Genomic DNA, 12,445 nt, shown 5'->3' with positions numbered 1-12,445 from the left:
TTGCCAACAAGCATTTGGGGCTTTTTGAAACCCATTCGGGACGTAAGAACAAGCTATTCTCACGTCCCGAATGGGTTTTTTGCTCCGTAAGCAATACCAAGGCGCCCGTGGTTCTTATAAATCACCAACCTTGAGCACCCAATCCCGCACGGTGTCCAGCAACACGGGCGCCACCACCGGGTCCACGGTGCCATCTGCTGCGGCCAGGCGCTCAGCAGCCGGCGTCTGAAACCAGTGGTTGATGCCCGGCAGGCGGCGCGCGGTCACGCGCTTATTGCCTTTGAGGCCTTTTTCGAGGGCCGAGAGGTTGGCTGCGGCGTTTACCTCGGCGTCGTCGGTGCCGTTGAGCAGCAGCACCGGGCACTGCACATCGGCCAGCCCCAATTGGGGGTCAAATTTCAGGTAGTAGCGGTACCAGGGCGTGATGAGCTGCTCGGCGCGGGAACGGGCGAGGGCGGGGTCCTGGCCGGGGTAGCGCTGGCGCAGCATATTCACCACAATGGCCTGGGCCTGGTCGTCGCTGGGGGTTTGCTGCACAATGCCCAGCATGGTCCGCCGAAATTTCAGTGTGCCTTCCACCTGCTTCCGTTCCCCGGCTTTGATTTTCTGGCGCTGCTGGGCCACGTAGGTTTCCACCTGGGCCGCATTCGAGCCGCTGGCGCGCAGCTTGGCGGCTTTGCTCAGCACGTCGGCCCAGGCCTGGCGGCGGGCCGCCCCCACTTGAGCGGTATCGGCGGGGTTCGCCACGGGCTCGGCCTGGTTGGCCAGCAACTCGGCTCCCGGTAGTCCCGAGGCCGCCAGCGCCACCACAAAGCTGGGCGGCACGGGCTGGGCCGCCGCCAGCAGCGCCACGTTGCCGCCTTCGCCATGCCCGATTAGCCCCGTGCGGGCGGGGTCGATGCTGGGCCGCAAGCGCAGAAAGCTCAAGCCGGCTTCGGCATCTTTCACGAGGCCGGCCGTGGTAATCAAGCTGCCGCCGCCGCCCGACTGGCCCACGCCGCGGTCATCGAGGCGGAGCACGGCAATGCCCTGCCGGGCCAACGTCGACGCGATATCGGCAAACAGCCGGTAGTTGCCCTGCCGCTCGTCGCGGTCCTGGCTGCCCATATCGGAGAGCAGCACCGCGGCCGGAAACGGGCCGGGGCCATCGGGAATGCTGAGCGTGCCGGCCAACGGCACGTTGCCCGGCTGGCTAGTAAGAGTCACCGCCTCGATGTGGTAAGTAGTGACCTTTGCCGTCCCCGCCTGGCCGTTGGCCAATACCGGCGCGGCTCCCTCCACAAACCGGCGCAGGATGAGCGGCACCCGCAGGCCGGGCTGCACCCAGGTCCCGCGTAATTCTTTGCCGTCGGCACTGGGCACGCACGCGAAACGGCAGTCGGCCCGCGCCGCATAAAACACCACCGTATCGTTCCGCATGGTTACGGAAGCCGGAATGCTGCTCAGGCGCTTTGCCGGCAGGTCCAGCGTCGCAATCAACTTATTAACTCCCGGCTGGATAATCACAATTTGAATGGGCACACTCCCGCCGGGGATTGCCAAAGGGCCTTTCCAAATCCCTGCCAGCTTAGGCTCCGCCGGTGGGGCAACCGGCATCGTGGCCGCCGGCGCCGCGGCGGCTGGCGCTGTTGCAACTGGCGCGGACGGCACAATTGGCCGGGCCACTGCATCCGCCGCGGGTGTGCCCGTCTGCCCGCTGGCCCGGCCCGGCAGCAGCCCAGCCACAAGCCCCCACATGCCCGCAAGGCGGGTAATTGTTTTCAACATGTCCATTTTGCAATAATGCCTTGCCTCTACGCTGCTGGACAAGAAATTTTCGCCTCCAGTACGATAAAACGCTTCAATAAGTCAATCAGGGCTTAAGGCAGCAATACGCGGTCAATTACGTGCACCACCCCGTTGATGCACTGCACGTCAGGAATCACCATGTTGGCCGGCGTGGCGTTGCCATTTCCTTTCGCCGTCAGCACCCCGTTGCTGAAGGTGCCCAGCGCGATGGGGCCGCCCGCCGCCGCAATGGTCGTGCCGCCGGGCAGCTCAGAAGTAAACTTTCCGCCCTGGGTGCCGCCAATAATTACGTGGTTAAGCAACACGGCCGTAACGGTAGCCACGGGCAGCAACCGGATGTCCCGGGGCTGGTTGAGCGGGACGTTGAGCAACACGCCCAGGTCTTTAAAGGCTTGGTCGGTTGGCGCAAAAACGGTTAGCTGCGGGCTGCCGGGCGTGGCGGTCAGAGCCGCCTGCAGGTTGCAATACACCACGGCTTCTACCAGGAACGTCAGCTCCGGCTTCACGAAAGCCCCACCGCTCTGCAAGGCCAGGGCCGAGTTCAGCACGTCGGCTCCGGTGGCCAGCAACACTTTGTCGATGGGATGAATGAGGCCATTGGCGGCCGTTACATCGGTGCTCAGGATTTTCGAGCCGTTCACGTACAAGCTGCCATCGGCCCGACGGATGATGCGGCGGGTAGGCCCCAGTAGCGAGGGCGAGGGGGCACTGGTCGGCGTGAGCGCGCTGCCCGGCAGGGTGCCGCTATAAACGTGGTACAGCAGGGTATTCGTCAGGAAAGACGGCTGCAAGGCCGTCAGGTCCAGGGCCGAGTTCAGCCCCAGGCGAGCGAAAGCCGCATTGGTGGGCGCAAACACCGTGAAATTGCCCTGCGGGTCGGCCGCATTTTTGTTACCCAGGGTATAAGCGACTCCGCCGCGGATGGCCGCATCCTCCAACGTCTGAAAGTCCGGGTTCGTTACCGCAATGTTGGTAATGGACGGGTCAGTTTCTTTATTTTTTGCACAGCCGCTCAGCGTTAGTAGCAGCAAACCCAACGCCGCTACGCCGGAATACAAAGAGGAAAAATTTTTCATCGGGAAATTTATTGGTTTTATCGGGCTGAAGCGTATGCTCACCTTAAATCACTGTCTATAAACGGTTTTTCAAAGGCGTTGGATTGCGCTAAGGTAAATCCGTTACCCCGAACGGCACCGTAGATTGCGCATTGTTAGGGTGTGTTGAACATTCTTTTTTTCGTTCAACTGCTCATAAAGCCAATGGCTTTCTTTGATTATTTCTACAATATGAAAAAAGTTTCCTCTCTGATTATTGCCACTTTTTCACTTATCAGCACCGTCCACTCCACTCACGCCCAAGGCCTTGTGAGCGGGTTTATGGCGGGCAAAAAGCACGGTTCCGTCGTGGTGTCCGGCACCTCCGAGAGCTACACCAACGTGTATCTGGCCCCCGATAAGGTCGACGGCGTCCCCATCTTTCAGGAAGTGCGCGTCAATTCCCTTAACCTCTATGCCACGTATGGCATCACCGATAAAATTGATGCGGTTCTGAGCTTGCCCTACATTCAATCGCAAGGCCAGGCCAACGGCACGGTGATAAACGACCTGAGCGCCTTGTACTCCACGCAGGGCTACACCAACGTTCGCCAAGGCCTGCAGGACATCACCGGCCTGCTCAAGTTCAAGTCGTTTTCCCGCGAAATTGGCAGCAGCATTCTGGACTTGCTGGGCACGGTGAGCTTCAGCACCCCGGCCAGCAATTACCAGACGAATACCGGCTACGGCTACATCATCGCCATCGGCAACCGCGCCACGAAATACACGGCCACGGGCGTGGCCCACCTCAAAACCAGCTCGGGCGTGTTCGCCACCGGCCAAATTGGCTATAGCCTGCGCACCGGCCTCGTGCCCAACGCCCTGATTGGCGAAGCCAAAGTTGGCTACGCCGGCCCCAAAACGTATGTTGAGGGCTCGGTTTCCTTCCAGGAATCAAACGGCGGCACCGACATTTCGGAAACCGGCTTTCAGGGGTTCTTCCCGTCTACCCGCGTCAACTACGTTCGGCTGGGCGCCAGTGCCTACCGGCCCATCACCAACGGTTTTGGGCTCACCCTGGGCGCCAACACCTACGTAGCCGGTCGCAATATTGGGAAAGCCACGGGCTACTCAGCAGGTGTAACCTATAATTTTTAATAAAATTCAGTGCAGATTATTTCTGCCTGAATTAAATATAAAAAAGCCGGAAATTATCCGGCTTTTTTATGCGCAATAAGTAGCGCTACTTAAGCAGTTGCTCGTTGTTAGCCAATACATTGTCTACATACTGAGAACTAACAGCGAGCAATCAATAACTTAATAATTAGCTTCGGTAGCGGGCAGGTCAATTAAAATAAATTGTGCGTCCTTGGAAGCGCGAATCTGCACCACATCATCGCCGGTCATCCGAGCCTGGTCGTTGGGTCCCAGCTCAGTACCGTTGGCAAAAATAGAACCTTCTTTCACGTAAATGAAAGTTAGACGAATAGGAAAAGTCTTGAATTCAATTTCTTTTCCCTCGCTCAGATTAGACCAATAGACGGTGCTGTTGGAATTCATATATACCACGTCTTCGAGCACCTTCTGGCCCGTAACGAGTGGAACCAACTCGTTCTTGTTTCCGGTGGTGAAACCCAGGTCTTTTTGCTCGTAGCTGGGGGCCAGTCCTTTTTGGCCGGGAATAAACCAGAGCTGGTAGAGGTGCAGCGGCTTGTCCTGACGGTTGAACTCGGAATGCGCCAGGCCGGTGCCGGCCGTCATGCGCTGTACTTCGCCGGCTTTGATGGTCGTTTTGTTGCCCATCGTGTCCTGATGCGTGATTTCCCCATCCAGCACCAGCGTCACAATTTCCATTTCGGAGTGCGGGTGTTGCGGAAAGCCCGACTGCGCGGCCACGTTGTCGTCGTTGAACACGCGCAACGGGCCGAAATGCATGTTGTCGCGGTCAAAATAATCAGCAAACGAAAACAGAAAGTAGCTGCTGAGCCAGGCGGCCGGGGCAGCGTGGTGGCGGTCGGCGGCGGAAATGTACTTGAGCATAGGGCGGAACAGGTGAATAGGGGGTGAAGCCCATACGCGGCAGTGGCCCCGGAGGTTTGCCTCTTTTGCAACAGAAAAGCCCCTCCGGAATACGGAGGGGCTAGTGCAAGGCCGAAAAGCGGCTACACCTTACGCCTTTTTTAGCAGGGCCACTTGCTGCTGCAAGTCCAAGACGAGGCTGGCCACGCGCTCCAGCGACAACTCTGCAATCGGGAATGTGCTGCTGATGTAGCTTTTAGCTTCCCATATTTCGAGCACATCGTCTGCGTTGATATCGTAGGGCGAGAAATTCGGGTTGTCGGAATGCAGCACGAACATGGCTCCCGAGCGCAGTTTGTTGAACACGCGCTTGAACACAATGCCGTCGCGGCTGCTCACCACAATGCAGGGCGTGCCGTCTTTGATGCTGGTCCATTCCTCCACGTAGCGGCCCACGATGACAGTGCCACTGGCAATGGGCAGCATGGAATCGCCGGCGATTTCGAAGGCACGGTACGTCCCCGTTTGTGTGAGCATGGGCAGCCGGAACTTGGGCAGCACCTCCAGGTACTCGCGGTCGGCGTAGCCGTTGAGGTAGCCGGCGGCGGCTTTCTGGGGCACCAGCTCGATGTTCTCGTTCTGGTCCCGGTCCACGGTGAAGGCCAGGACGCGGAGCTTGCCCCCGGCTGCGGGCGTGGGGGGCGGGTCGGTGTTGTCGTCGGCATCGGCCGCGGCCGGGTCGGACGCGGGCAGCGAGCCGATGATTTTGGTGTTCTTCTTTTTACTAAAGTCAGTGGTTACCAGCTGGTCGAGCGTGATGCCGAACAGGCGGGCCATATTGACGAGCGTGGCGAGGCGGGGCTCGGCGCGGCCTTCTTCGTAGGCGCCCACCAAGGAGCGTTTGATGCCGAGCTTTTCGGCCATCTGGGCCTGCGTGAGGGCGAGCTCGCGCCGGCAAAACTTGAGGTTGGTATTAATCATCGGGGGAGGCAGCAGCCGGGAATAGCATTGCTTTCAACGCGGATTCGGCTGGTGAAGTTAGCAACGCAAGCGCGAAGTTACTAATTCACTTAGCTAATAATTTTCTGCCCACCACTTTAGCGTTGAGCTAGTTGCTTTCCCACCCACCATTCTTCGTTTTTCCAGAAATTATTCCACCCCACGCGGGCGTATTTGGGATTGATTTCCACGTCGCGGCTGCCGACTTCGAAGCGGGAAAGCACCTGCCGGGTCACGGCAAGGCCCTGTTTCCAGACGGTAGGCACGGTTTCGCCGGCGGCATCTTCGCGCCAGGCACCGTCGAAGAGCAGGCCGCCGTTGCGGGTAGTGGGGTTGGTGGTATTTTCCATAAGCACGGCGCGCTGGCTGCGATTAATTTGAAAGTCCAGCGCGATGCGACCGCTGAACTGCCCGCCCAGGCCGTGGTGACTGGTGGCTTGCAGGGCGAAGCCGCCGGTGGCGCAGTACGTGGGCGCGGTGGATTCCTCGTTTTCGCTGTACACTTTCACCTCGGCAGGCAGGCGCTGCACCTGCTGCAACTCGATGCTGCCCCGAAACGGCGTCACATCGCCGTAGCAGCGGAACTTGCCCACTACGAGATAGCGGCCGGAGCTTTTGGCATCGGCCTGCACGCTGGTAAACACAAACTCCAGCCGCCGCCCGTCGTAGCCAAAGCAGCCGTTGAGCACGTCTTCGGGGCCGGCCTGGGGCTGGGGCTGCCACAGCCGGCCCAGGTTGGTGCGGGCCAGCAGGGCCTGGCGGGTGGTGTTGGAAAGCACCGCGCCGGGGGCAGCCAGCGGAGCCGCCGGGCTGGTGGCCGGGCCGGAGAGTGCGGGCAGGTGCTGAGGCTGGGGCGCACCAAAAAGCAGCGCAGGCGCTGTGAGAAGCAGAAAATACCGCATGGAGCCGGAATAAAAAAGATTTTCAGGCCAGCTATATTGCTAGATGGCACTTATTCTTTCTCAACGGCTGGAGCGGCAGCTTTAGTATCAGAGGCTGAGCGAGGGCTTGGGTGATTTGGCCCACCATTCGTCGTTCTCCCAGGCTTCATTCCAGCCAAAGCGGGCCAGGTTGGGGTTCACTTCCTCGCTACGGTCCCCCAGGCCCAGTTTGCTCAGCGCTTGGGGCACGACGGCCCCGTAAAAATTGGCGAAGGCCATTGGCTGGCGATGGCCGGTTTTATTACTTACCTGCGAACCCCGAAACAGCAGTCCCGAACCTTTGGTCGGGTTGGCATCCTCATCGAGAGCAGAAGCCTGGTCAAGATGGTGGTGAGCATCGTAATAAAAGTCGAGCAGGGCCTCGCCCGCGTAGCTGCCCGCGCCCCGGGTAGCGGGGTCTTCGCGCAACACAAAACGGCTAACCGCCGTGAAAGCCCTGGCCGTAGAATCGGGAGCATCTACGTACATCGAATCGGTGAAAGGAACGATGTCGCGCACGGTGATGGTGCCGGTGAAGGGCGTGATAACCTTTTTGTAGCGGTCGAGGCCCGTTACATGAAACAGGTTGGGCTGGGCCGGGTCGCGCTCGACGCGGCTGAAGTAGAACGAGATGCGGTAGGGCGTGTCGCCGTAAAAGCCCTCCATCGCCGATTGAGCCGCCTTGCCGTCTGTACGGTTGGCCCAGAGCGGGGCCAGGTCGTATTGCCGCAGCATGGCCAGCGTGGTGGGCGAGAGCGAATCGGCCGAAGTGGGCACGGCCAGCGGGGCTGCCGCCACCGGAGCGCCGGTAGTGGCCGGCTCCGAATGCTGGCAGGCGGCAAACAAGGCCACTAGCAGTAGCGGGTAAAGAGTTTTCATATAAGCTTGGTAGCGTTACAGGTTGAGGTTGAGGTTGAGGTTGAGGTTGAGGTTGGGCTTGGGCGAGTCGGCCCACCATTCGTCGTTTTCCCATAGCTCGTTCCAGCCCAGCTTGGCGTATTTGGGGTTGATTACGCCGCCCCGGTCACCAATACCGAAATCTTTATACACTTCGGGAGCGGCAGCAAATACGTCATCGGACACTACAAAAGCCTTCACCTGCTTGGTAGTCAAGTTGCGGCGTGAGCCGTGCAGGAGCATGGCGCTTCCGTTAGCGGGCGCACCCTTATTCACAAATGGAGCCGTGACGTAACCTAGCCGCTTAGGACTGGTGACGTGAAAATTGAGAATGGCTTCTCCCTGAAAAATGCCGCTGTTATCGGCGATTTTCTCCTGAAGTTGAAGCTCGGCGCGCAACGTATAGGGATGCGAAAGGCGGCGGGCTCTTTCGTATTGGGCATCGTTCGAATCAGCGGCCACTGCTTCTGACAGTGTCGAATCCTGCGACTGAGGCAAAAACTCGTCATAGTCCCAGGGTGCATCCAAATCGGCGATTTGCCGCACGGTGAGTGTACCTTCAAACGGGCGGATGTTCTTGCGATAACGGCATTTGCCCTGCACATGATAAACTTCGGGATGCTGCTCATCACGCGTTACACTGGTGAATGCCAGCGCAAATCGGTAATGGTCGGGACCAAAGAAACCTTGCAGCGTTGGGTCCTGCTGCCGGTATTTGGTGTCACCTTGCCACAGCTTCGAAAGGTCGTATTTGCCCAGCAACTGCCGCATGGGCTTGGTCAGGGTATCGGCGGCGGCGAACAACACCGGCAATCCTTTCTCACTGGCCTTAAGTTGGGGCATAGTAGCGGTATCTACCGTTGAGGCTGCCATAGCAGCCGGTTTCTGCTGCTGGCAGGCTACCACCAATAACGCCGGCGCAACCAGGTAAAAAGTTTTTTTCATACCGCCAATTTACTGCGCAAATCCGGCATAAACTCCCGCAGAAAATACCGTCCCAACCCCGCTTCCAGCAGGATTTCAATCAAAATCAAGTTGCCCACCCACGAGAGCCACGTCACCGTCAGGTACGTTTCAATCGGCTTGGTTTCGAACACGTAGTACATCACGTAGCTTTCGCCGCGCAGGGCCAGGGCGGCCAGCGTCACGGCGTAGGAGCGCAGCATCCAGTCGACGTGCAGGCTCCACTGGCGCTGGCGGGCGGCCTGGTAGGCGCGCCAGGTACAGAGCCACCACACCAGACATTGCAGCGAAAAGCCGACCTGCGCGGCCAGCCCGCCATTGGCAAAGTGCGCCAGAATGAGGCCCGAAGGGGCCGCCAGCGCTAATATCCCGATGATGTAGAACTTGCCCAGCTGCCGGTGCAGCCCCGGCCCGCGCCGCGCCAGCACCGGCAGAAACTGGAGCAGCCCCGCCACCAGCACCAGCAAACTGGTGGTGATGTGCACGTAGAACCCCACCCGAAACACAGGGCTGTCGTTGGTTTCGTCGCTCTTGGTGGTGAGGAAGTGGATGCCCTTTTCGAAGGTGTAGTAAGGCAGCGTTTTGGTGAGCATCAGGCCCGCAAAAGCGGCGATGACGAGGGCCGTGAGGGCGAGGAGAATTTTTCTAACCATAAAAGCGCGGCAGTTCTGGACGGAAACCTACGCATAAAAAAGCCCGCCGTTGCTAACGGCGGGCTCACTTCATTTATTGGCGTTGGCGGCTACTGGCCGCGCAACCGCTTGTGGTACAGCGCGGCCATGCGCAGCTGGAAATAATCGTACTTCTCGCGCAGGTGGTCGAACAGGTCGCGGAGCGTGGGCTCGCCGCCGAGCTGGGCGCGGGCGGTGAAGATTTCGGCCAGCTCGGCATCGGTGGCGAAATCGTGGATGCGCAGCTCGCGGCCTTTGGCGTAGGCGTTGTAGAGGTGGGTTTTCACGGTGCTCAGGGCCAGGCCGCGGCGCTCGGAAATATCCTCGGGAGTGAGGCCCATCTGGTGGAACTGGATGGTGGCGTCCTCGGAGTCGCTCACGGGCTTGTCGGCGGTGGCTACGGCGGCAATACGGGGGCGCGGCTCGCTGAACATATTATCCGAATCGGAAGGCACGTACTGGCCACCGCCGCCGTGCTCCAGGATGAGGCGAATGAAGCTTTCGCCGTAGGTTTCGAATTTCTTCATGCCCACGCCCGAGATGCCCAGCATCCCTACGCGGCTCACGGGGCGCTCGGCGGCCATTTCCTGGAGTGTGGCATCGGAGAACACCACGTAGGGCGGCACGCCCTGCTCGTCGGCAATCTGCTTGCGGAGCTTGCGCAGCTTGTCGAACAGCTGGGCTTCGGGGGTGCCGAAGGCGGCGGTGGCAGCGGCGTTGGCGGCTTTTTTGCCGGCGCGGGTGGGCTTCTCGGCCTTCTCGGCGGGCTGGAACTTCTTGAGCGGCAGGGCAAGCTGGCCTTTCAGTACTTCGTGGCCGCGCTCGGTGATTTTCAGGGCGTAGCCTTCCTCGTAGGCGATGTAGAACAGGCCGTCGTTCAGCATCTGATGCACGTAGCTGTACCAGTCGAGGTAGGGCAGGTCGGAGCCCGCGCCGTAGGTTTTTATCTGGTCGTAGCCGCCTTGCAGCACGGCCTGGTTGCGCATGCCGCGCAGGATGTCAATCAGCAGATTAATAGCGACTTTCTCCCGGCTGCGAAACACGGCGGAGAGGGCTTTTTGGGCAATGAGCGTGCCGTCGAACGTGGTGGGCGGGTTGCGGCAGATGTCGCAGTTGCCGCAGTCCTGGGGCAGGGTTTCGGAGAAGTAGTTGAGCAGGATTTTGCGGCGGCAGCTGGCGGCTTCCGCGAACTGCTGCATCCGTTCCAGCTTGGCGGTGTTGAGCTGGGCCTGGCGGGCGGGCACGTCCTTGGTCACCATCTCGCGCATCTGCATCACGTCGGCGAAGCTGTAGAACAGGATGGCGGTGCTGGGCGCGCCATCGCGCCCAGCGCGGCCGATTTCCTGATAGTAACCCTCGATGTTTTTGGGCAGATTGTAGTGCATTACCCAGCGCACGTTGCTTTTGTCGATGCCCATGCCGAAGGCGATGGTGGCCACAATCACCTGAATATCATCCTGCAAGAAAGCTTCCTGGGCCTTGCCGCGCTGCAAGGGCGTGAGGCCGGCGTGGTAGTGCGCGGCCTTGATACCTTTGGCAATGAGCTTGCCCGAAATCGTCTCGCAGGTTTTGCGCGAGAGGCAGTAGATGATGCCGGGGTCTTCGGGGTGGCGGCCGATGTAGTCGATGACCGAGCCCACGCGGTCCTGGCCGGGGCGCACGTTGAGGTTGATGTTGGGCCGGTCGAAGCTGGAGAGGAACACCCGGGGCTCGTGCAGATTGAGCTGGGTGATGATGTCGCGCTTGGTGAGGCGGTCGGCCGTGGCCGTGAGGGCGATGATGGGCGTGTTGGGGAAGTGCGTCCGCAGCTGGCCGAGCTGGGTATATTCGGGCCGGAAGTCATGGCCCCAGCTCGAAATGCAGTGCGCCTCATCGATGGCAAACAGGCTGATATTAACCCGGTTCAGAAACTGCATAAACCCGTCGGACAGCAGCTTCTCGGGGCTCACGTAGAGCAGTTTGAGGTAGCCACCCGTGGCGGCGCGGGCAATGTCGTTGGCCTCGCTCTGGCCCACGCTGCTGTTGATGTAGGCGGCGGCAATGCCGTTGGCTTTCAGGGCTTCCACCTGGTCCTTCATCAGGGCGATGAGGGGGGAAACCACGATGCAGGTGCCCTCAGAAACAACGGCCGGAATCTGGAAGCAGACCGACTTGCCGCCGCCGGTGGGCATGAGCACGACGGTGTCTTTGCCGGCGAGGATGTGCTGGATGATGTCGCCCTGCATGGGGCGGAAATTGTCGTAGCCGTAGTAGCGTTTCAGGGCCTGGCGGGCGGCGGTCAGTTGCGGGGCGGGGGCTAGTTCGGGCATATCGGGCGGGGTAACCTCACCCCCCGGCCCCCTCTCCTGCGGAGAGGGGGAGCCAGACGAGCTTTGGGGGAGTGGGGTAAGGTGTAGATTCTCGGTGATGGTGGCGAGGACTTCGTCTAAGCGGGTTAGCACTTGCTGGTTGGTGAAACGCAGTTCGCGGTATCCTAATTCCGTTAGTGTGAAGGTACGGCCGAGGTCGTATTCGGCTTGTTCGGGGGGTGAGGTGAATTTCGCCGTCGAGTTCAATAGTCAGGAAGGCTCTGGTGCAGAAAAAATCAACAATGTAGCCTGCAATGGCGTGCTGGCGACGAAAGCGGGCAACCACCTTTGTATTGCGCAAAGCCTGCCAAAGCACATTTTCTGCCTCGGTGGGTTGGCGGCGGTTCTGGCGGGCAAATTCCTTTAGATGCTTGCGCCACGGCCGGACTTCGGTCGTGAACACGAAGTTGGCAACGTCTTCGGGGCCGGATGGAATTGGGGGTGAGGTGATGAGGTCCAAGGTACGCCGGGCCCCATCACCTCACCCCCCGGCCCCCTCTCCTGCGGAGAGGGGAAGCCGGACGACTTTTTTCAGTTATTTTTTTATTCTGAATCTACATCCGCGCCGCCGTGGCTCCCCCTCTCCGCAGGAGAGGGGGCCGGGGGGTGAGGTGACGGCGCCCGCCGGCTCCCCCGATACAGCTCATACTTTAGCAGCCGGCAGTCAATCGGCCCATTAAACAGCGGTACCCGCCGCGCCGCCTTCAGCCCAATGCTCTTCGCCGCTTCCAGATTCCCGGTGAACACAAAGGCATCGTAGCCCTGGAAATTCGCCTTCAGCGAATCCCCAATCGACTTATACAGCG

The 12,445-nt window shown here is 60.0% G+C and carries 10 protein-coding genes and 3 pseudogenes; 1 reads left to right on the top strand and 12 read right to left on the bottom strand.

All coding sequences use genetic code 11. From position 1 onward, the window contains the following. Nucleotides 1-114: 114 nt before the first annotated feature. Together J4G38_RS18950 and J4G38_RS18945 are read right to left on the bottom strand one after the other, a co-directional pair. Nucleotides 115-1,521, bottom strand: coding sequence for an alpha/beta fold hydrolase (locus J4G38_RS18950; RefSeq protein ID WP_210519022.1), 1,407 nt, complete (start codon nucleotides 1,519-1,521; stop codon nucleotides 115-117). Nucleotides 1,522-1,859: 338 nt separating this feature from the next. Continuing rightward, nucleotides 1,860-2,864 (bottom strand): fasciclin domain-containing protein, encoded by a 1,005-nt coding sequence (locus tag J4G38_RS18945; RefSeq protein WP_210519024.1) that lies wholly within the window; start codon nucleotides 2,862-2,864, stop codon nucleotides 1,860-1,862. 210 nt (nucleotides 2,865-3,074) lie between these two features. On the opposite strand from J4G38_RS18945, the gene J4G38_RS18940 reads away from it, so the two are divergent. Further along, on the top strand, nucleotides 3,075-3,980 hold the full coding sequence (locus J4G38_RS18940) for a hypothetical protein (protein WP_210519026.1): 906 nt from the start codon (nucleotides 3,075-3,077) through the stop codon (nucleotides 3,978-3,980). 159 nt (nucleotides 3,981-4,139) lie between these two features. Here the strand turns inward: J4G38_RS18940 and J4G38_RS18935 are convergent, their stop codons facing one another. From J4G38_RS18935 to J4G38_RS18895, 10 genes and pseudogenes are all read right to left on the bottom strand, one after another. Then, nucleotides 4,140-4,862, bottom strand: a complete 723-nt coding sequence (locus tag J4G38_RS18935; RefSeq protein WP_210519028.1) for a pirin family protein — start codon at nucleotides 4,860-4,862, stop codon at nucleotides 4,140-4,142. A 129-nt stretch (nucleotides 4,863-4,991) separates the two neighbouring features. Then, nucleotides 4,992-5,822, bottom strand: coding sequence for a LexA family transcriptional regulator (locus tag J4G38_RS18930; RefSeq protein ID WP_210519030.1), 831 nt, complete (start codon nucleotides 5,820-5,822; stop codon nucleotides 4,992-4,994). A 116-nt stretch (nucleotides 5,823-5,938) separates the two neighbouring features. Continuing rightward, nucleotides 5,939-6,742 carry a hypothetical protein gene (locus tag J4G38_RS18925; RefSeq protein WP_210519032.1) on the bottom strand — a complete coding sequence of 268 codons (804 nt, stop codon included), beginning with the start codon at nucleotides 6,740-6,742 and terminating at the stop codon, nucleotides 5,939-5,941. Between the two features lie 87 nt (nucleotides 6,743-6,829). After that, nucleotides 6,830-7,639 (bottom strand): hypothetical protein, encoded by an 810-nt coding sequence (locus J4G38_RS18920; protein WP_210519034.1) that lies wholly within the window; start codon nucleotides 7,637-7,639, stop codon nucleotides 6,830-6,832. 15 nt (nucleotides 7,640-7,654) lie between these two features. Next, nucleotides 7,655-8,602, bottom strand: a complete 948-nt coding sequence (locus tag J4G38_RS18915) for a hypothetical protein (RefSeq protein ID WP_210519036.1) — start codon at nucleotides 8,600-8,602, stop codon at nucleotides 7,655-7,657. Further along, the gene (locus J4G38_RS18910) at nucleotides 8,599-9,273 is read right to left on the bottom strand and encodes a DUF2306 domain-containing protein (RefSeq protein ID WP_210519038.1); all 675 of its coding nucleotides are present in this window, start codon (nucleotides 9,271-9,273) and stop codon (nucleotides 8,599-8,601) included. Before J4G38_RS18910 ends, J4G38_RS18915 begins: the two co-directional genes overlap by 4 nt. Nucleotides 9,274-9,362: 89 nt before the next feature. Next, complete coding sequence (gene recQ / locus J4G38_RS18905) at nucleotides 9,363-11,600, bottom strand: DNA helicase RecQ (RefSeq protein ID WP_226163558.1); 2,238 nt, start codon at nucleotides 11,598-11,600, stop codon at nucleotides 9,363-9,365. Nucleotides 11,601-11,744: 144 nt separating this feature from the next. After that, a pseudogene (locus J4G38_RS29210) lies at nucleotides 11,745-11,846 on the bottom strand (hypothetical protein); the annotation flags it as partial. Between the two features lie 34 nt (nucleotides 11,847-11,880). Beyond that, nucleotides 11,881-11,955 (bottom strand): annotated as a pseudogene (locus J4G38_RS29205) (ATP-dependent helicase HrpA); the annotation flags it as partial. Nucleotides 11,956-12,182: 227 nt separating this feature from the next. After that, a pseudogene (locus tag J4G38_RS18895) lies at nucleotides 12,183-12,445 on the bottom strand (hypothetical protein); the annotation flags it as partial.

The sequence above is a fragment of the Hymenobacter terricola genome (assembly GCF_017921975.2).
Taxonomy (GTDB): domain Bacteria; phylum Bacteroidota; class Bacteroidia; order Cytophagales; family Hymenobacteraceae; genus Hymenobacter; species Hymenobacter terricola.
The sequence above is the reverse complement of the archived record's forward strand: the minus strand, read 5'-3'. Positions and strand labels throughout refer to the sequence as shown.